Raw genomic sequence first — 19550 nt, forward strand, 5'->3', positions numbered from 1 at the left:
GGAAAAAAACTAAAAATGGAACAATATTATGAATTATTAGGTTTATCTATTGGTGCAACAATTCCTGAAATTAATGCATCTTTTAGACGTTTATCTTTAAAATTACATCCAGATAAAAATACTAATAATCCAGAAGCAACTATTAATTTTCAAAAATTAAGTGAAGCGCGTAATGTTTTAGTTAAACAAAAATAATATGAAGAAAAAACTAATAAAATATGGAAAGAAAACTTAAAAAAACAACAAGCAGAACAAGAAACATTTCAAAATAAACAAAAAGAAGAAATTTTAGCTAAGCAAAAATTTAAGATATTTAAAAAAGAAATTGATCAAAAAATGAAAAAAAAATTATATTAGACTTGGTGCAAAACTAAGGTAATTCAAAATTATATATTCCTGCTATTAAATTAAATCTTAATGCAAATCTTCGTATTTTATTGCGATATTTTAAACTTAAAATTTTAAAACGTTTTAGTTTAGCAAATACGTGTTCAATTTTAATTATAATTTTACTTAAAGTTTTATTGTATTCTTTTTGAATTGGTGTTAATTGATTGTATTTACTTTTTTTAAATGGCAAAAATGTATTTTTATGAATATTTTGTATACCTTGATAACCCGAATCAACAAAAACTTGTTTTTCTGGATGAATAAAAGTTTTAGATTTTAGAAGCAATTTAAAATCATGAATGCTTCCAAAACAAAAAGCAGTTGAAATAATTTTTCCATTGGAAATATCAATAATTATTTGGGATTTGAGAGAATGATGTTTCTTTTTACCTGAAAAAAGTAATTTTAGTTTTTTTTAATTCTTTCAATTGGAGTTTCAGTAGCATCAATAGCTAACAAATTATTATTAGTACCTTTATTTTTTGTTAAATCTTTTTTTCCAGGTAAATTAAAAATTCCGCTTTTTATTAAAATATTTTCAATTCAAAAAATATTACGAATGCAACTAGTATGACTAATATTATATCTTTTTGCAATAACTCTATAACTACTATAGTCTTTTCAATATTCTAAAGTCATTAATAAACGCTCTTCAATTACAATTTTATTTTTTCTACCACCATAATATTTTTGTTTAGACTCAGCAATTTTTAAAATTTCAAGCATTTTATAAAATGTTTGTGGCTTTATGCCGACTAAACTATAAAATTCTTGATCATCTTTATATTTTTTCAACATAATAACTATCACCTTTAATATTAATAATAATCGTTAAATTGTTAAAATTAAAGGTTTTGCACCAAGTCTATTGAGTTATTACCTAAAATACTTGATTTTAAAATAGAATTAAAGAAATTAGAAAAAGAACTTTTAACTTTACAGTCAAAAAGTTCTTTTAATTTTCAAAAAAACTCTTGATGAAATAAAAAAAATCATCAACCTGGCCTAAAATTTGATTTTATTTAATTTTGGGATTTATTTTTTTTACAAACCGAAATATAATGCTTCAGATTTTGCATAAGGTGATATTTTATAATGTTGGTATTTAAATTTTCATAAATTGAGGTAATTTTGAATATTGGTAAATCCAATGCCATGATAATGAGTAATAAATTCTTTTAAACTTGATTGTATTTTACTGATATTACTTAAATTTTTATAATTTAATTCTTTATTTTCTTTTGATTTAAATTTCTTGAGAGTACATTTTGTTTGTTTAGCTACTGTATCATATAGTATTTGCATATCACAAACTATAATTGATTTTTCTTCGATAAGCTTAGATGTTAAATTTTCTTGTACTCATTTTTTTGTTAATCTTTTAGTATTTGTTGTTTGAGCATAAATATTTTTATTTTCATCAATTGCCATTTCAATACAACAGTTTAAATCTTTAGCATTTTCTTCAATTCATTTTTTTCTTTTAATTTTCACAAAAAATCTTGATATTACTTTTAATTTAAAATTAAAAGTAATATTTTTATATCAGGGGTGATTTTTTGTGACTAATAATGAATTAATTGATGTTTTAAAAAACAAAAAAGATGAAGAATTTATAAAAATTATTAGACATTTTAAAAATAGAATTAAACAAATTGAGAAAAAGAAAAATTAGATGCAATTGATAAAAAATTTAAAGAAAAAGGAATTCAATGTCCAAATTGTAAATCTTATTGATGTGTAAAAAATGGTTTTAAGAATAATAAGCAAAAATATTTATGCAAAGATTGTAAAAGTAGCTTTGATGCTTTAAGAAATCATTTTTTACATTGAAGTCATTTATCTCATGAACAATGAGATTGAATAATTTGATTGTCATTGTTAGGTCAATCTGCTTATACTATTTCTCAATTTGCTAAAATTTCAAAAACATCAGCATGATTTAATCGTAAAAAATTTATGAAATCATCACAATTAGCAAAAACACAAAAACCATTCGCAAAATTAAAAGGTAGAATTGAAATTGATGAAACTTTTATCAAATAAATTCATAAAGGAAATTTCAAAAATCCAGATGATCCAAGAAAAAAATGAATTGAAGAAAATGCTAAAGATTTAAACTGTTGTATTGAAATGGCAATTGATGAAAATAAAAATATTTATGCTCAAACAACAAATACTAAAAGATTAACAAAAAAATGAGTACAAGAAAATTTAACATCTAAGCTTATCGAAGAAAAATCAATTATAGTTTGTGATATGCAAATACTATATGATACAGTAGCTAAACAAACAAAATGTACTCTCAAGAAATTTAAATCAAAAGAAAATAAAGAATTAAATTATAAAAATTTAAGTAATATCAGTAAAATACAATCAAGTTTAAAAGAATTTATTACTCATTATCATGGCATTGGATTTACCAATATTCAAAATTACCTCAATTTATGAAAATTTAAATACCAACATTATAAAATATCACCTTATGCAAAATCTGAAGCATTATATTTCAGTTTGTAAAAAAAATAAATCCCAAAATTAAATAAAATCAAATTTTAGGCCAGGTTGATGATTTTTTTTATTTCATCAAGAGTTTTTTTGAAAATTAAAATTTTTTTCTTGGATCATCTGGATTTTTGAAATTTCCTTTATGAATTTCTTTGATAAAAGTTTCATCAATTTCAATTCTACCTTTTAATTCTGTGAATGGTTTTTGTGTTTTTGCTAATTGTGATGATTTCATAAATTTTTGACGATTAAATCATGCTGATGTTTTTGAAATTTTAGCAAATTGAGAAATAGTATAAGCAGATTGACCTAACAATGACAATCAAATTATTCAATCTCATTGTTCATGAGATAAATGACTTCAATGTAAAAAATGATTTCTTAAAGCATCAAAGCTACTTTTACAATCTTTGCATAAATATTTTTGCTTATTATTCTTAAAACCATTTTTTAAACATCAATAAGATTTACAATTTGGACATTGAATTCCTTTTTCTTTAAATTTTTTATCAATTGCATCTAATTTTTCTTTTTTCTCAATTTGTTTAATTCTATTTTTAAAATGTCTAATAATTTTTATAAATTCTTCATCTTTTTTGTTTTTTAAAACATCAATTAATTCATTATTAGTCACAAAAAATCACCCCTGATATAAAAATATTACTTTTAATTTTAAATTAAAAGTAATATCAAGATTTTTTGTGAAAATTAAAAAAAGTTCTAAATTAAGAAAATCTATTATTAATTTAAATACAAAGAAAATAAATCCAAGAATTAATTTTTATATTAAATGTATTAATTTAGGTTTTTATGATTGAAATAAAATAACAGAAAAAGAACTATGTGAAAATAAAAATGAATTTATAAAAACCAATAGGGAAAAAGAAAATTTAAAAGAAAAATATGATATAGTAAAAACTAATATGCAAATATTAATTAATGAGCAAAACTTATTACAAGAAGATCTTAAAGAATTATTTGCAAAAGAAAATGATTTGAAAAAATATATAAATTCATTTAATTTAGAAGAAAAAGATTCAATAAGAGATTGAAATCAATACTTTTCATCATCAGTTTAATGATATAAATAATATTATATGAATAGTTAATTATTTAAATATAAATTTATATTTATGGTTAAACTAATAATTCATTATTTGATGTTTGTTCATCATTACTTTCTTCAATAATATTATTATCAATAATAATATAATATTGTAAATATTTATTTCGAATACTGATAATTGGTTTATACAGAAAACTACTAAACATGAAGTTACCAATGCCATGAATAGCATCAAAACTTAATCCAGATAATCAGTAAAGATAAAAACTGGATTTACCGAATAATATTAAATGAATTAGAGCATCAAATGTACCAAAAGTAAAAACTCATAAACTTGTAATTATTACAAAAATTCATCAATTCTTTTTAATTAAATGACGAAATATTCAAATTATTATGACCAATATTGGTCATATACTAAAATACAAAAATATTCAACTATTACCACCGTAAAGTAGAATTTCTAATGAAGCAAAAATTAAAGGAATAGTAATTGACATATATAGCGGAAAAACTAATGCTGAAAATGCTAATAGAAAAGTTACAACTTCAATATTCGGTAATATTGCTAGTACTTCTTTTAAAGCAAAAACTAGTGCTGCATATGAAGGAATAATCAAGATACGAATTAATTTTTGGACATGGTTACTCATATTTGTTCTCGGCTTTCTTTATTTTTTAAATTTAAAACCACCTCATAAAGGTGGTTTAGTTATACTAATCGGAGATAAAACATCAATTAAAATTATATAACTGTTATCTGCACCCAGAGATTAGTTTAATAGTGTTAAATAGATAGGTCTACTGGAGGCTTTTATGTAATCTGTGTATCTTTGTTTTACAAGGTACTATTTTAGATTAATTCTGTCTTCAAATTTTATCATAAAATGAGCAATTGCTGTATTTCAATTTTGAATAGGAATTGTTCATTTTTTTGTTATATTTTCAATTGCTAAGTAAAATATTTTGAAAACTGCCATATCGTTAGGAAAAACTTTTTTATTTCTAATAACTTTTCGTAATTGACTATTAACAGATTCAATAGCATTTGTTGTATAAATCACTCTTTTGATTTCTGCAGGATAACTAATAAAAACCATTAAATTATCTCAATTTTTATATCAAGATTTAGTAATTTGAGGATATTGTTTATTTCATTTATTTTCAAACGATTCTAAAGCTTGCATTGCTTGTTCTTCACTACATGCACTATAAATTGGTTTTAAATCTGTAACTAGAGATTTTCGATGTTTGTATGAAACATATTTTAAACTATTTCTAATTTGATGAACTATGCATAATTGATGTTCGATTTTAGGATAAACTGATTGTATTGCTTCTGACATGCCTGTTAAATTATCACTACAAGCAATAAGAATATCATTTAAGCCTCGATTTTTCATTTCTGTAAAATTAGATAATCAAAATTTAGAACCTTCATTTTCACTAATTCATAAACCTAAAACATCTTTTTTACCTTCTAAATCAACTCCTAGTGCTATATAAACTGATTTGTTAATAATCCGTTTATCTTGTCGTACTTTAACTACTATACAATCAAAATAAACAATCGGATAAATACTTTCTAATGGCCGATTTTGCCATGCTTTGACATCATCAATAACATCATCAGTAATTTGACTAATAACACTTTCACTAATATCTGCACCATGATATAACTCTTGCAACTGCATTCTAATGTCAGATACTGTCATACCTTTTGCATATAGTGAAAGAACTTGTTGATCAAAACCATCAAATCTTCTTTGTCTTTTTGGCACTATTACAGGAGTAAAATTACTATTACGATCTCGTGGTACATCAATTTCAATTTTACCTTCTTGAGTGATTAATTTTTTTGAAGTTATGCCATTACGAGCATTTTCACTATTACTATGTTGATTTTTTTCATATCCTAAATAATTTTGCATTTCAGAATTCAACATTTTTTCCACTAATCTTTTTGTTAATTCTTTATATAAACCTCCTTCTTTAAAAACTGTTGTTAAATCTTCAGTATTTTCTAGTAATAAATCTACTGCTTGTGATATTGGATCATTATTATTAATGTTTTGTTTTTTAACCATTTGTAACTCACTCTTTCTAGTCATTTAATTATATTTACTAGAATTAATTAAACATAGTTATTTTTGTAAGTTACACAGATTACTAAACATTACCGTCTACTGGCTTAACTTCATTTTACTTGTTACCCTTCTCAAAATCTTTGATTTCAATGGATTATGTAACTGTTATCAGTATCACGGTTGCTGGGGCAGCTTAAGATTACTTAATTCCCTTTTATGAACAGTTGTTCATCTATTTAATTTTATTCAGTTGTATTTAAGGATAAATGATTTAATATATTAAAAATATATTACACTTTTTGTTTATTTTTTGTTTAATAATGATACTAATTGTGCTTTTGGTAAATTATTCATTTCATTTTGATATTCTTTAAACATATTTTTACATGTTGTAAGTTCAGTTAATGCTTCTTTTAAGTTACCTCAACCTTCAATTATGACTTTCTTTTTTTGTAATTCTTTATATTGTAAAAAGAAATTAACAATTTCATCACGTAAATGTTGTGGTACATCTTTTAGATCTTGATACTCATTAAAGCGTGGATCAGAATTAACAACACCAAATAATTTAGTATCAACTTCACCACCGTCAATCATTTTAATCATTCCTAAAACTCTAACTTCTACTAAGCAACCAGGGAAAGTTGGATAAGTAATTAAACTAATAATATCTAAAGGATCACCATCATAATCTAAAGTTTCAGGAATATATCCATATTCACCGGGATAAAAATTAGCACCATAAAGAACACGATCTAATATCATAGTTTTAGATTTTCAATCATATTCATATTTATTACTTGATCCTTTGGGAATTTCAACTACCATTTGCACAATGTTATTTTCACTTTTATTCATTAATACTTCATCTCCTTTTAAAAATTAATTTTATTATATAATAAATAAATGTTTTTTTATATATAATTAAAATAATAAATGTATTTTAAGGAGTAAAAGATGAGTTTAAAATATGAGAAAAAGTGACAACAATTTAAAAGTAATATTAATAATTATTTAAAATTAACTACTCATAGGATAGCATTAATTAGTAGTTTATTGGCAGTTACGACATTAATGACCTTATTAGAAACACCACCTATTTTTTTACCTTTTTTAAAAATTGATTTTGGTAATACTATTAATTTAATTGCATTGTTAATTATTAAACTTCCTTATAGTTTGTTAATTGCCATTATTGTTCCTTGACTAAGTTTAATCTTACCTCATTTTCCTTCTGGTAATGCTGAACCAATTGGTGAATTTGCTTATATGTTAAGTACCATTACTTTATTGTTATTATATAGTAGTTTTAAATTATTATTTAAGCAATTACCATTTTGAAAAACGCAATCTAATAATTCTTGAAAACGATTAATGATTATTGAAATACCAACAGTTGTTATTACTTGTATTTTAGTATCATTAATTAGTGCTTTTTATAATTGAGCTTTTATTTTAGACATGTATGGTGCTGGTGATCTTAAAGATAAGATTTGAATTGTATTTGTACCATTTAATTTAATTAAATTTACTTCAGTTTTGCTTTTATATTTATTATTAGTTAGGCCAGTACAAATTTTAGTACAACATTTTAATATTTAAATAATATATTTTAATTGATCTTTTTTTAATTCTATTACTAAAGATTCTTCACTATTTTGTTTTATTTCTGACTCTTCTCAAGGTCTTCAAATATTTACTTCTTATTTATAATCTTCATCAATTACTAATCGTTCTGAATCACTATCTTCTTCTGAATTATCAAAATAGTTGTTTTCTATTTGTTTGTTAATATTTACTGATAATAAATTTATTGCTTGCTGTTGATTTAAAAATTCTTCTTTATAATTTTGATTTTCATTATTATCACAATTTATTTCTGCAATATTGATGGTTGCTTCTAATATATCTCTTGGAGCTGAGTTGACTGAATGTTTTGCTTTAAGTTCATTCTTTCTTGCTTTTTGCTTTCAAATTCAAATTGTTGTTTTTGAAATGCCAGTTTCTTTTTTGATTTAACCATAACTTTTACCATCTTGTAAATATTTTAATACTTTTTCTTTTATTTCCGGTGTATATTTTTTTGCCATCTTTTAATCTTCCTTTTCTTTTAGCAATTTTATTTAATAAAAATCCTAATACAGAAAAATATCTATATAAGGATTTAACATTATTTAAATTAATGATTAATATTATAATTTATTTTTTTAGTTTTTGTTATTTTTATTTTAATAAAAATCATAATACAGAAAAATATTTTAATTTTCACAAAAAATCTTGATATTACTTTTAATTTTAAATTAAAAGTAATATTTTTATATCAGGGGTGATTTTTTGTGACTAATAATGAATTAATTGATGTTTTAAAAAACAAAAAAGATGAAGAATTTATAAAAATTATTAGACATTTTAAAAATAGAATTAAACAAATTGAGAAAAAAGAAAAATTAGATGCAATTGATAAAAAATTTAAAGAAAAAGGAATTCAATGTCCAAATTGTAAATCTTATTGATGTGTAAAAAATGGTTTTAAGAATAATAAGCAAAAATATTTATGCAAAGATTGTAAAAGTAGCTTTGATGCTTTAAGAAATCATTTTTTACATTGAAGTCATTTATCTCATGAACAATGAGATTGAATAATTTGATTGTCATTGTTAGGTCAATCTGCTTATACTATTTCTCAATTTGCTAAAATTTCAAAAACATCAGCATGATTTAATCGTCAAAAATTTATGAAATCATCACAATTAGCAAAAACACAAAAACCATTCACAAAATTAAAAGGTAGAATTGAAATTGATGAAACTTTTATCAAAGAAATTCATAAAGGAAATTTCAAAAATCCAGATGATCCAAGAAAAAAATGAATTGAAGAAAATGCTAAAGATTTAAACTGTTGTATTGAAATGGCAATTGATGAAAATAAAAATATTGATGCTCAAACAACAAATACTAAAAGATTAACAAAAAAATGAGTACAAGAAAATTTAACATCTAAGCTTATCGAAGAAAAATAAATTATAGTTTGTGATATGCAAATACTATATGATACAGTAGCTAAACAAACAAAATGTACTCTCAAGAAATTTAAATCAAAAGAAAATAAAGAATTAAATTATAAAAATTTAAGTAATATCAGTAAAATACAATCAAGTTTAAGAGAATTTATTACTCATTATCATGGCATTGGATTTACCAATATTCAAAATTACCTCAATTTATGAAAATTTAAATACCAACATTATAAAATATCACCTTATGCAAAATCTGAAGCATTATATTTCAGTTTGTAAAAAAAATAAATCCCAAAATTAAATAAAATCAAATTTTAGGCCGGGTTGATGATTTTTTTTATTTCATCAAGAGTTTTTTTGAAAATTAAAAGAAAAATATCTATATAAGGATTTAACATTATTTAAATTAATGATTAATATTATAATTTATTTTTTTAGTTTTTGTTATTTTTATTTTAATAAAAATTATCTATCAAATTATTATTATGATATTTTTATTGTTAATTAATTTTCTAAATTAGAGTAGTATTAATAGTTTTTATAAAAATTTAATAAATGTCTTGTTTTTTAATTAAAAGTAATTTATAATTTTTATAAATAAGTATTTAATTAATTAAATACCTATTTTAAAAAGGAGAAGTTATAATGATAGTTAAAAGTGTTGACCAAGAAAAAGAAAAAGTAGATATAAAAACAAAGAAAAAAATAAAGATTAATTCAAAACAACAAATTTTTAATATTACTTTGACAGGAATTTTATTGGGATTAGCTGTTGCTTCTTCATTAATTGAAATACCTATTCAGTTTATGGGAGTAATTTTACCATTAAGAATTTTTGATTCATTAATTATTGCTTTTGCTTTACCAATTATTGGTTTATATTATACATTAGCAATTGGTATTATTGAACCTTGATTACATTTATTAGCAGATAGTGATCATCCGCCAATTCAAATTTTCTTTGATAATATTGCTAATATTTTATTTATTGTTTCTTTTTATTGTATTTACTACTATCTTTTTAAATTGTGTAATAAAAGTAAAAATTTAAAAGTAGATACTATCAAAAAAGTAAGTGCTGGTCTAGTAATAGTACCCTTAAATGCGATTATTGCTACTTTATCTTTTGCTTTAACTTTAATAGTACTTTATTTTAGTCCTAACCTACCAAGACCTGATGAATATGATAATAATATTCTTAATTTTAATAATCATTCAGTAATTATATTATTTATTTTACTTGGTATTGAAATTTTAAGATTTATTTTTATCTTTATCTTATTTAGCTTAGTTGAAAGAAAGATAGGTTCTGCTAAACGTTATTATTTTTAATAAAAAGTATTTTATTTTATAAAATAAAATGTTAAATTAATACTGATTAATTAAAAATAAAATGTGGGAGTAACATATGAAGTTAATAGTTATTTTAATTATTATCATGAGTATTATTTTTTTAATTGGTTTTATAATAATATTTTTTCTGAAATTAAGAAAAAAGAAAATAAAATCATCAAGGAAAATAAAATAGACTTGGTGCAAAACCTTTAATTTTAACAATTTAACGATTATTATTAATATTAAAGGTGATAGTTATTATGTTGAAAAAATATAAAGATGATCAAGAATTTTATAGTTTAGTCGGCATAAAGCCACAAACATTTTATAAAATGCTTGAAATTTTAAAAATTGCTGAGTCTAAACAAAAATATTATGGTGGTAGAAAAAATAAAATTGTAATTGAAGAGCGTTTATTAATGACTTTAGAATATTGAAAAGACTATAGTAGTTATAGAGTTATTGCAAAAAGATATAATATTAGTCATACTAGTTGCATTCGTAATATTTTTTGAATTGAAAATATTTTAATAAAAAGCGGAATTTTTAATTTACCTGGAAAAAAAGATTTAACAAAAAATAAAGGTACTAATAATAATTTGTTAGCTATTGATGCTACTGAAACTCCAATTGAAAGAATTAAAAAAAACTAAAATTACTTTTTTCAGGTAAAAAGAAACATCATTCTCTCAAATCCCAAATAATTATTGATATTTCCAATGGAAAAATTATTTCAACTGCTTTTTGTTTTGGAAGCATTCATGATTTTAAATTGCTTCTAAAATCTAAAACTTTTATTCATCCAGAAAAACAAGTTTTTGTTGATTCAGGTTATCAAGGTATACAAAATATTCATAAAAATACATTTTTGCCATTTAAAAAAAGTAAATACAATCAATTAACACCAATTCAAAAAGAATACAATAAAACTTTAAGTAAAATTAGAATTAAAATTGAACACGTATTTGCTAAACTAAAACGTTTTAAAATTTTAAGTTTAAAATATCGCAATAAAATACGAAGATTTGCATTAAGATTTAATTTAATAGCAGGAATATATAATTTTGAATTACCTTAGTTTTGCACCAAGTCTATTCTTTAAAAGATAATGTAAATTGTTTTTTATTATCATTAATACTATAAATTGCACGATTAATAGTTACTTGTTCATTATTTAATGTATAAATTTCAAATAATCTTACCGTTTGTGCATTTTGTTGATAACTATCATAAAAAATAGTACATTGAATTAATTTACCAGTAATATCATAAACTCTTTGTTGTATATCTACTACTTGAAAATATAAGTCATCATTAGCAATAAAAATTAAATAACCACTAATTCCTAATTTACTTAATTTAAAAATAGAATTTCAATTTTTTCTATAAAACTCTTGTTTAATTAAATATTGTTTAATAGTTTCATTATTAATGTCTAATGGAGCATTAGACTTGGTGCAAAACTAAGGTAATTCAAAATTATATATTCCTGCTATTAAATTAAATCTTAATGCAAATCTTCGTATTTTATTGCGATATTTTAAACTTAAAATTTTAAAACGTTTTAGTTTAGAAAATACGTGTTCAATTTTAATTCTAATTTTACTTAAAGTTTTATTGTATTCTTTTTGAATTGGTGTTAATTGATTGTATTTACTTTTTTTAAATGGCAAAAATGTATTTTTATGAATATTTTGTATACCTTGATAACCTGAATCAACAAAAACTTGTTTTTCTGGATGAATAAAAGTTTTAGATTTTAGAAGCAATTTAAAATCATGAATGCTTCCAAAACAAAAAGCAGTTGAAATAATTTTTCAATTGGAAATATCAATAATTATTTGGGATTTGAGAGAATGATGTTTCTTTTTACCTGAAAAAAGTAATTTTAGTTTTTTTTAATTCTTTCAATTGGAGTTTCAGTAGCATCAATAGCTAACAAATTATTATTAGTACCTTTATTTTTTGTTAAATATTTTTTTCCAGGTAAATTAAAAATTCCGCTTTTTATTAAAATATTTTCAATTCAAAAAATATTACGAATGCAACTAGTATGACTAATATTATATCTTTTTGCAATAACTCTATAACTACTATAGTCTTTTCAATATTCTAAAGTCATTAATAAACGCTCTTCAATTACAATTTTATTTTTTCTACCACCATAATATTTTTGTTTAGACTCAGCAATTTTTAAAATTTCAAGCATTTTATAAAATGTTTGTGGCTTTATGCCGACTAAACTATAAAATTCTTGATCATCTTTATATTTTTTCAACATAATAACTATCACCTTTAATATTAATAATAATCGTTAAATTGTTAAAATTAAAGGTTTTGCACCAAGTCTATTATATAAATTAGCATTATTTTCTGCTACAAAATCAGTGAAATAAGTTTCATGATTAAAATCATTAAAACCAAAATAATTTAAAATTGAAGCATGAGTACTTTTATTTTTATTAGTTAAAAATTTTACTTTTTCATTTTGATTATCACTAATATTACTTTTATCTTTTCTAAAAAATCTACCTAACATAATATTCACCACCTTTTTAAAAAATTTGATTAATTTTTAATACAATTTTTACAATAATAAATATAATAGACTTGGTGCAAAACTAAGGTAATTCAAAATTATATATTCCTGCTATTAAATTAAATCTTAATGCAAATCTTCGTATTTTATTGCGATATTTTAAACTTAAAATTTTAAAACGTTTTAGTTTAGCAAATACGTGTTCAATTTTAATTCTAATTTTACTTAAAGTTTTATTGCATTCTTTTTGAATTGGTGTTAATTGATTGTATTTACTTTTTTTAAATGGCAAAAATGTATTTTTATGAATATTTTGTATACCTTGATAACCTGAATCAACAAAAACTTGTTTTTCTGGATGAATAAAAGTTTTAGATTTTAGAAGCAATTTAAAATCATGAATGCTTCCAAAACAAAAAGCAGTTGAAATAATTTTTCCATTGGAAATATCAATAATTATTTGGGATTTGAGAGAATGATGTTTCTTTTTACCTGAAAAAAGTAATTTTAGTTTTTTTTAATTCTTTCAATTGGAGTTTCAGTAGCATCAATAGCTAACAAATTATTATTAGTACCTTTATTTTTTGTTAAATCTTTTTTTCCAGGTAAATTAAAAAGGCTTTTCTCCCTTTATGTACAATTAAAATTTTATCACATAAATGTTTAGAAAAGCCTACATACGGATTTCTCCCCACATTTTTATTAAATCAAACACAACAATGTTGTTTCAAAACTGGGGTTTTTGTTGAATTTATATGCAGATTCTTTGGCATATAAATGCACATGCTGTTTTGAAACTCTGATATGTGTTCTGAAAGTTCGCCGAATATGTTTTCATACTGATTCAATTTGATTTGTATTTACACCATTCTTTGAAACATAACTATTTTGATGGTTCACTGTTTCATGTTTAGGAAAAAACAATTTGAAATCGCGATATCCTCTTCAAGAATCAGTATATACTTGGCATTGTGAAGAAATGTGTTTTTGTGCAAACTGCAAAAGATTTTTTCTGTTTGCATTTTTCATCACTTTCACAATTAGGTTGTTCGTTGTTTTTTCATAAATACCAACAATCAGTGTTTTATTCATCAAGGATCTTCCTTGTTTCTTGGCACCTATATGTGAAAGATACATTTCATCAATCTGTACTATGCCTCCCACAATGAATTCATGTTCTTGTTTGGCGATACGCTTTCTGATTTCATGACCCATTCTCCAAGCTGTTTTCAAGGTCACTCCCAATTCTTTTGCAACATCTGTTGATGGAATTCCATGTTTGGTATTTATTCATCGAAAAATGAGATAAAACCAAGATGTCAAAGGAATTTGTGACCTTGAAAAAATGGTTCCAGAGAGGATACTGAATGTTTGATTACATTTCAAGCATCTTACTCTTTTTAAATCAGAAGTATTCAAAGTAGAACTATAGCACCGTATGCATTTGGTTTCTTTCAACATTGCTATATATTCAAGACATTGTTGTTCGGTTTGAAAAACGTTGTTGAACTCATTAAATTTCATTTGTTCCTCCCACGCGTACATGTGGGGAGAAATCCGATTAAAAATTCCGCTTTTTATTAAAATATTTTCAATTCAAAAAATATTACGAATGCAACTAGTATGACTAATATTATATCTTTTTGCAATAACTCTATAACTACTATAGTCTTTTCAATATTCTAAAGTCATTAATAAACGCTCTTCAATTACAATTTTATTTTTTCTACCACCATAATATTTTTGTTTAGACTCAGCAATTTTTAAAATTTCAAGCATTTTATAAAATGTTTGTGGCTTTATGCCGACTAAACTATAAAATTCTTGATCATCTTTATATTTTTTCAACATAATAACTATCACCTTTAATATTAATAATAATCGTTAAATTGTTAAAATTAAAGGTTTTGCACCAAGTCTAATACACAAAATTTGATAACATATAACTGTTATCCAATATATAAGTTTTAACCCATTACTTTATTTTTAAAAGTAAATGGGTTTTAATGTTTAAAAGGAGACATTAAAATGACAGACAAAACAAAATCTCAAACATATAATTTTCTATCAGAAAATAAATCCATAGAAGATATTAAAAAACAAACAAACATTGAAGTTATAGAAAAAAGTAGACATGGTGGATCAACATTTAAAATAATTGAAAAAATTACTGCTAATGATAAACAACTTAATGATGACCTATCCGAAAATATTGATGAAAATTTAGAAATAGTTGCTACTAATTTAACAGATAACGAAAAAGAACCAAAAACAAATAACGATATATTATCAAAATTGAAAAATTTATTACCGACTTCAATTTTAAATACAAAAGAAATATCAAAATTACAAACAACAATTCAAGAACAAGCAAAAGACATTCAGAAACTTAAAAAACAAATTGAAGAATTTAAAAAAACAAAAGAAAGTGATATTAATTTAACAAAATATACATATAATTCTGTAACAATTTATGATGAAAAACAAAGAAAAAAAACGGGAATTGAAAAAATTTACGAAGAAATTTTACCAATTAAAGATGAAATAATTTTTGTAACTACTCTTGTACATATTAATAATTCTATTACCGAAGAAGTGATTGATTTTCAAGAACTTACAAACGGTAATATTGAAGTCATGAAACAATTGAAAAAATATGAAAATATCAATAAATATAAAGATGATCTTCTCTTAATTGAACCAAATTCAAATCCAGAAAAAAATATTAAAATTGAACCTGTATCAATTAAAAAATTTTTAAGTGAACAAGAAAAAATATCAAACTGAAAAATATCAAAATCAGAATTAATAATATTTATTTCTCTTTCATTATTAAGTATTACACTTTTAGCAATACCTGTTGCTGTACCAGCATTAGTCCCTATTATATCAACAATATTATGAGAAAAAACTTTAGTATCAATAGTAGGTATTGGTATTGCTTGAATTGTTAATAAAGGAATATGAACTATTGCAACAGAAAAAACAAAAAAAGTTGAAGTATGAATTAAACAAAAATTTTATTCATTAATTCGTAAAATACCATTTGTAAACAAAAGAAATCTTGGTAAAACTAAAGAAGAACTAGAAATTAAAAAAAATGTTGAAAAAAATATCGAAAATTTAACTAGTAATAAGTTAGAAACAAAATTAAAAACTCAATATGATATTTTAAAACAAGAATTAGATAATAGAAAAGATAAAAAACTAGACGAAATAATAAGTAATGAAACAATAAATCATAACTCAAATAGTATTTTAGAAAATTCAATTATTAAATCAAAAAATAATCATAATTTTGATTCATCTATACGAAATACAATAAATCAGCAAGAGCAACTGCCTTCAACAAGTTCAAATCATAACTGAAATAAAGTAAAATGCTTATTAACATAAGCAATAAGTAATAAATTTAATTAAATATTAAAGTCTTAATCACTATTTTAAAAAATAGTGATTATTCATTATTTATTACACATTTTTTGTTTTAAAAATATATAATTCTTCTTGGATATTTTAAGGATAGAAAAAAATATTCAAAAATATTGAAGAGAGTAATTTTACAATATGGAAAAATGAAGTCAAGCAAATAAAGATAAACGTGCAAAAGACGCTGAAAGAATAAACAAAGCATTAGGAGAAAAAAACGAACGTGAAAGACGAGAAAGAGTTGCTAATGCTCTTGGATTTGAAAAAGATAAAACAAAAGTAAACAGTGAAGCTTCAACAAGTAAAAGTCAAAGTTTTAGTAGTAAATCACAAAAAATGTAAAAAAATATATAAAGAGGTTGTAATTACAACCTCTTTATATATTTAAAATTGATTTTAAAAATATTATTTCATTAGACTTGGTGCAAAACCTTTAATTTTAACAATTTAACGATTATTATTAATATTAAAGGTGATAGTTATTATGTTGAAAAAATATAAAGATGATCAAGAATTTTATAGTTTAGTCGGCATAAAGCCAAAAACATTTTATAAAATGCTTGAAATTTTAAAAATTGCTGAGTCTAAACAAAAATATTATGGTGGTAGAAAAAATAAAATTGTAATTGAAGAGCGTTTATTAATGACTTTAGAATATTGAAAAGACTATAGTAGTTATAGAGTTATTGCAAAAAGATATAATATTAGTCATACTAGTTGCATTCGTAATATTTTTTGAATTGAAAATATTTTAACAAAAAGCGGAATTTTTAATTTACCCGGAAAAAAAGATTTAACAAAAAATAAAGGTACTAATAATAATTTGTTAGCTATTGATGCTACTGAAACTCCAATTGAAAGAATTAAAAAAAACTAAAATTACTTTTTTCAGGTAAAACGAAACATCATTCTCTCAAATCCCAAATAATTATTGATATTTCCAACGGAAAAATTATTTCAACTGCTTTTTGTTTTGGAAGCATTCATGATTTTAAATTGCTTCTAAAATCTAAAAATTTTATTCATCCAGAGTTATCAAGGTATACAAAATATTCATAAAAATACATTTTTGCCATTTAAAAAAAGTAAATACAATCAATTAACACCAATTCAAAAAGAATACAATAAAACTTTAAGTAAAATTAGAATTAAAATTGAACACGTATTTGCTAAACTAAAACGTTTTAAAATTTTAAGTTTAAAATATCGCAATAAAATACGAAGATTTGCATTAAGATTTAATTTAATAGCAGGAATATATAATTTTGAATTACCTTAGTTTTGCACCAAGTCTAATATAGTTTATTAAAATACAATTCTATTTTTATGTTTAAAAATAATTTGTTTAAAATATAAAAAATATGCTACAATATACAGGCTTAATTCAATGAAAATAAGCAACACATTTGTGAATTCATTGCCTAGTGCTTTTTAATTAAAAAGTGGCCAATGTTAGAAATAAATGGAAGAAAAACAAATTAGAAGGAGACAATATGTCAGTTGTAACACGTGAACAACTCCTTGAAGCAGGAGTTCAGTTTGGTCACCAAACTAAAAGATGAGATCCAAAGATGCGTAAATATATTTTTAGTCAAAGAAATGGTATTCATATTATTGATTTACAAAAATCAATGCGTAAATTAGATGAAGCTTGTCACTTTGTTAAAGAAACTAGTGAAAATGGTGGTAAAGTTTTATTTGTAGGTACAAAAAAACAAGCCAAAGAAGCTGTGCAAGAACTTGCAATTAGTTGTAATTCACCTTATGTAACAGAACGTTGATTAGGTGGTAATTTAACTAATTTTAAAACTATTAAATCAAGTATTAAAAAGTTAATTGATATTGAAAATAAAGAAAAAAGTGGAGAAATTAAACTTTTAACAAAAAAAGAGCAAATGTTGGTAATTAAAGAAAAAGCACGTTTAGAACGTAACCTTGGTGGTATTAGAAATATGTATAAATTACCAGAAGCTATTTTTGTTACTGATACTATTACTAATAAAATTGCTGTCGAAGAAGCAGTTAAACTTGGTATCAAAATTATTGCGATTTGTGATAGTAATTCAAATCCAGATAATATTGATTATATTATTCCTGGTAATGATGATGCTACAAAATCAATTACTTTAATTACAAAGAAAATTGCTGAAGCTATTAATGAAGGACAAAGTGTAAAACCAGTTATTGATAAAAAAGAAATAGTAGTAGAAGAAACTATTAGTCTTGATGAAAATAAAACTGAAAATGTAATTGAAAAAAATAAAGAATAAAGGAGAATAGTTTATATGTCAGAAGTTAAAGTAGATGTTAAATTATTGAAAAAATTAAGAGATACAACCGATTTACCAATTACTGATTGTAAAGAAGCTTTGATGGAAAAAAATAATATTTTTGAAGCAGCACTTTCCCTATTAAAAATTAAAGGTTTAGCAAAAGCAGAGAAAAAAAGTATTAATAAAGCTACTGAAGGGGTTACTAAAGTTGTTATTAGTGGTAATAATGCAATTATTGGTGAATTAAATTGTCAAACTGAACAAGTTGCTGATTTAGAAGATTTTAATGATTTATTTACTAAAATTTTAGAAACAATTTTAAAACATCAACCTAAAACTATTGAAGAAGCTTTAATGTTAAAAGCTGATGGAAGTAGTGAAAGTTTAAATGATGAGATAAGATTTACTATCGCTAAATTAGGTGAAAATATTGTTTTAAATCGTTTTCAATATTTAAGTAAAAATAGTGATGAAGTTTTTGGTTCATATGTCCATGGTGGTGGTAAATATAGTGGTTTAGTTATTATCAAAGGTGTTGATAAGGAAAGTGATATTCCGAATAATGTTGCTATGCAATTAGTATCAGCAGATGCTAAATACATTGATATTGATCACATACCTGCAACAGTTCGTGATAAAGAATTATCAATTATTAGTGAAAAAACAAAAGAAGAAGAAAAATTGAAAGCAAAAAAACGTCCTGATAATATTCTTGAAAATATTATAAGAGGTCGTTTTGAAAAAGTATTATCTGAATTAACTATTGTTGATCAACTTTATATTAAAGATAATACAATTAAGGTTAAAGAGTATTTAACTAAAAATCATGCTACAATTATAGCTATGATACGTTATCAATTAGGTGAAAAAATTGATAGTTCTGCCAAATAAACATTTAGGAGGTAA

The 19550-nt window shown here is 22.8% G+C and carries 28 protein-coding genes, 1 pseudogene and 1 riboswitch; of the genes and pseudogenes, 17 read left to right on the forward strand and 12 right to left on the reverse strand.

What is annotated here, in order from left to right; genetic code table 4:
* Window positions 1-15 precede the first annotated feature (15 nt).
* Window positions 16-195: a J domain-containing protein gene (locus AAHM78_RS10915; RefSeq protein ID WP_342253179.1), complete on the forward strand. Its 180-nt coding sequence runs from the start codon at window positions 16-18 to the stop codon at window positions 193-195.
* Window positions 196-370: 175 nt separating this feature from the next.
* Here the strand turns inward: AAHM78_RS10915 and AAHM78_RS10920 are convergent, their stop codons facing one another.
* From AAHM78_RS10920 to AAHM78_RS10930, 3 genes are all read right to left on the reverse strand, one after another.
* Window positions 371-745 (reverse strand): transposase family protein, encoded by a 375-nt coding sequence (locus AAHM78_RS10920; RefSeq protein WP_342254995.1) that lies wholly within the window; start codon window positions 743-745, stop codon window positions 371-373.
* Between the two features lie 50 nt (window positions 746-795).
* A complete protein-coding gene (locus AAHM78_RS10925) occupies window positions 796-1188 on the reverse strand; it encodes a transposase family protein (protein ID WP_342252835.1) in 393 nt (130 codons plus the stop codon).
* Window positions 1189-1434: 246 nt separating this feature from the next.
* Entirely contained in the window at window positions 1435-1884 is a 450-nt protein-coding gene (locus tag AAHM78_RS10930) for a hypothetical protein (RefSeq protein ID WP_342253180.1), read from the reverse strand.
* 213 nt (window positions 1885-2097) lie between these two features.
* Here AAHM78_RS10930 and AAHM78_RS17100 point away from each other — a divergent pair.
* The 3 genes and pseudogenes from AAHM78_RS17100 to AAHM78_RS10940 all read left to right on the forward strand — a co-directional run.
* Window positions 2098-2184 (forward strand): annotated as a pseudogene (locus AAHM78_RS17100) (transposase-like zinc-binding domain-containing protein); the annotation flags it as partial.
* An 84-nt stretch (window positions 2185-2268) separates the two neighbouring features.
* Window positions 2269-2436 carry a hypothetical protein gene (locus AAHM78_RS10935; RefSeq protein WP_342253181.1) on the forward strand — a complete coding sequence of 56 codons (168 nt, stop codon included), beginning with the start codon at window positions 2269-2271 and terminating at the stop codon, window positions 2434-2436.
* A gap of 87 nt (window positions 2437-2523) precedes the next feature.
* Window positions 2524-2910 carry a hypothetical protein gene (locus tag AAHM78_RS10940; protein ID WP_342252832.1) on the forward strand — a complete coding sequence of 129 codons (387 nt, stop codon included), beginning with the start codon at window positions 2524-2526 and terminating at the stop codon, window positions 2908-2910.
* A gap of 85 nt (window positions 2911-2995) precedes the next feature.
* Here AAHM78_RS10940 and AAHM78_RS10945 read toward each other — a convergent pair whose 3' ends face one another.
* On the reverse strand, window positions 2996-3532 hold the full coding sequence (locus AAHM78_RS10945) for an IS1/IS1595 family N-terminal zinc-binding domain-containing protein (protein WP_342253182.1): 537 nt from the start codon (window positions 3530-3532) through the stop codon (window positions 2996-2998).
* Between the two features lie 67 nt (window positions 3533-3599).
* Here AAHM78_RS10945 and AAHM78_RS10950 point away from each other — a divergent pair, with 67 nt between their 5' ends.
* Complete coding sequence (locus AAHM78_RS10950; protein WP_342253183.1) at window positions 3600-3977, forward strand: hypothetical protein; 378 nt, start codon at window positions 3600-3602, stop codon at window positions 3975-3977.
* 58 nt (window positions 3978-4035) lie between these two features.
* On the opposite strand, the gene AAHM78_RS10955 is transcribed toward AAHM78_RS10950, so the two are convergent.
* The 3 genes from AAHM78_RS10955 to AAHM78_RS10965 all read right to left on the reverse strand — a co-directional run bounded on the left by AAHM78_RS10955 (window position 4036) and on the right by AAHM78_RS10965 (window position 6909).
* Window positions 4036-4617: a hypothetical protein gene (locus tag AAHM78_RS10955; RefSeq protein WP_342253184.1), complete on the reverse strand. Its 582-nt coding sequence runs from the start codon at window positions 4615-4617 to the stop codon at window positions 4036-4038.
* A 195-nt stretch (window positions 4618-4812) separates the two neighbouring features.
* Window positions 4813-6051 carry an IS256 family transposase gene (locus tag AAHM78_RS10960; protein WP_342255148.1) on the reverse strand — a complete coding sequence of 413 codons (1239 nt, stop codon included), beginning with the start codon at window positions 6049-6051 and terminating at the stop codon, window positions 4813-4815.
* A gap of 94 nt (window positions 6052-6145) precedes the next feature.
* Window positions 6146-6262: riboswitch (cobalamin riboswitch) on the reverse strand.
* Window positions 6263-6354: 92 nt separating this feature from the next.
* Complete coding sequence (locus tag AAHM78_RS10965) at window positions 6355-6909, reverse strand: inorganic diphosphatase (protein ID WP_252319993.1); 555 nt, start codon at window positions 6907-6909, stop codon at window positions 6355-6357.
* Window positions 6910-7008: 99 nt separating this feature from the next.
* On the opposite strand from AAHM78_RS10965, the gene AAHM78_RS10970 reads away from it, so the two are divergent.
* The 6 genes from AAHM78_RS10970 (at window position 7009) to AAHM78_RS10995 (ending at window position 11481) form a co-directional block, all read left to right on the forward strand.
* Window positions 7009-7653, forward strand: coding sequence for a hypothetical protein (locus tag AAHM78_RS10970; RefSeq protein ID WP_342253185.1), 645 nt, complete (start codon window positions 7009-7011; stop codon window positions 7651-7653).
* Between the two features lie 734 nt (window positions 7654-8387).
* Window positions 8388-9071, forward strand: a complete 684-nt coding sequence (locus tag AAHM78_RS10975; RefSeq protein ID WP_342253186.1) for an IS1/IS1595 family N-terminal zinc-binding domain-containing protein — start codon at window positions 8388-8390, stop codon at window positions 9069-9071.
* Between the two features lie 15 nt (window positions 9072-9086).
* Window positions 9087-9347: a hypothetical protein gene (locus AAHM78_RS10980; protein WP_342253187.1), complete on the forward strand. Its 261-nt coding sequence runs from the start codon at window positions 9087-9089 to the stop codon at window positions 9345-9347.
* A gap of 366 nt (window positions 9348-9713) precedes the next feature.
* Complete coding sequence (locus tag AAHM78_RS10985) at window positions 9714-10400, forward strand: hypothetical protein (protein WP_342253188.1); 687 nt, start codon at window positions 9714-9716, stop codon at window positions 10398-10400.
* Between the two features lie 263 nt (window positions 10401-10663).
* Window positions 10664-11056, forward strand: a complete 393-nt coding sequence (locus AAHM78_RS10990) for a transposase family protein (protein WP_342252835.1) — start codon at window positions 10664-10666, stop codon at window positions 11054-11056.
* A gap of 59 nt (window positions 11057-11115) precedes the next feature.
* Window positions 11116-11481: a transposase family protein gene (locus tag AAHM78_RS10995; RefSeq protein ID WP_342254958.1), complete on the forward strand. Its 366-nt coding sequence runs from the start codon at window positions 11116-11118 to the stop codon at window positions 11479-11481.
* Window positions 11482-11866: 385 nt separating this feature from the next.
* Here the strand turns inward: AAHM78_RS10995 and AAHM78_RS11000 are convergent, their stop codons facing one another.
* The 5 genes from AAHM78_RS11000 to AAHM78_RS11020 form a co-directional block, all read right to left on the reverse strand.
* The gene (locus tag AAHM78_RS11000) at window positions 11867-12241 is read right to left on the reverse strand and encodes a transposase family protein (protein WP_342255149.1); all 375 of its coding nucleotides are present in this window, start codon (window positions 12239-12241) and stop codon (window positions 11867-11869) included.
* A 50-nt stretch (window positions 12242-12291) separates the two neighbouring features.
* On the reverse strand, window positions 12292-12684 hold the full coding sequence (locus AAHM78_RS11005; protein WP_342253189.1) for a transposase family protein: 393 nt from the start codon (window positions 12682-12684) through the stop codon (window positions 12292-12294).
* A gap of 33 nt (window positions 12685-12717) precedes the next feature.
* Window positions 12718-12942, reverse strand: a complete 225-nt coding sequence (locus AAHM78_RS11010) for a hypothetical protein (RefSeq protein ID WP_342253190.1) — start codon at window positions 12940-12942, stop codon at window positions 12718-12720.
* An 82-nt stretch (window positions 12943-13024) separates the two neighbouring features.
* Window positions 13025-13399, reverse strand: a complete 375-nt coding sequence (locus AAHM78_RS11015; protein WP_342255150.1) for a transposase family protein — start codon at window positions 13397-13399, stop codon at window positions 13025-13027.
* Window positions 13400-13644: 245 nt separating this feature from the next.
* Window positions 13645-14793, reverse strand: a complete 1149-nt coding sequence (locus tag AAHM78_RS11020; protein WP_342253191.1) for an IS1595 family transposase — start codon at window positions 14791-14793, stop codon at window positions 13645-13647.
* A gap of 177 nt (window positions 14794-14970) precedes the next feature.
* Between AAHM78_RS11020 and AAHM78_RS11025 the strand changes: the two genes are divergently transcribed.
* The 6 genes from AAHM78_RS11025 (at window position 14971) to tsf (ending at window position 19535) form a co-directional block, all read left to right on the forward strand.
* On the forward strand, window positions 14971-16338 hold the full coding sequence (locus AAHM78_RS11025; RefSeq protein WP_342253192.1) for a hypothetical protein: 1368 nt from the start codon (window positions 14971-14973) through the stop codon (window positions 16336-16338).
* Window positions 16339-16509: 171 nt separating this feature from the next.
* Window positions 16510-16713 carry a hypothetical protein gene (locus AAHM78_RS11030; RefSeq protein WP_342253193.1) on the forward strand — a complete coding sequence of 68 codons (204 nt, stop codon included), beginning with the start codon at window positions 16510-16512 and terminating at the stop codon, window positions 16711-16713.
* Between the two features lie 142 nt (window positions 16714-16855).
* Entirely contained in the window at window positions 16856-17248 is a 393-nt protein-coding gene (locus tag AAHM78_RS11035; protein ID WP_342253194.1) for a transposase family protein, read from the forward strand.
* Between the two features lie 192 nt (window positions 17249-17440).
* Window positions 17441-17650: a transposase family protein gene (locus tag AAHM78_RS11040; RefSeq protein ID WP_342252825.1), complete on the forward strand. Its 210-nt coding sequence runs from the start codon at window positions 17441-17443 to the stop codon at window positions 17648-17650.
* Between the two features lie 214 nt (window positions 17651-17864).
* Complete coding sequence (gene rpsB / locus AAHM78_RS11045; RefSeq protein ID WP_425289808.1) at window positions 17865-18641, forward strand: 30S ribosomal protein S2; 777 nt, start codon at window positions 17865-17867, stop codon at window positions 18639-18641.
* 15 nt (window positions 18642-18656) lie between these two features.
* Window positions 18657-19535 (forward strand): translation elongation factor Ts, encoded by an 879-nt coding sequence (tsf, locus tag AAHM78_RS11050; RefSeq protein ID WP_342253196.1) that lies wholly within the window; start codon window positions 18657-18659, stop codon window positions 19533-19535.
* The last annotated feature ends 15 nt before the right edge of the window (window positions 19536-19550 follow it).

This window comes from Spiroplasma endosymbiont of Zeiraphera isertana (assembly GCF_964030805.1).
GTDB lineage: Bacteria > Bacillota_I > Bacilli_A > Mycoplasmatales > VBWQ01 > Spiroplasma_E.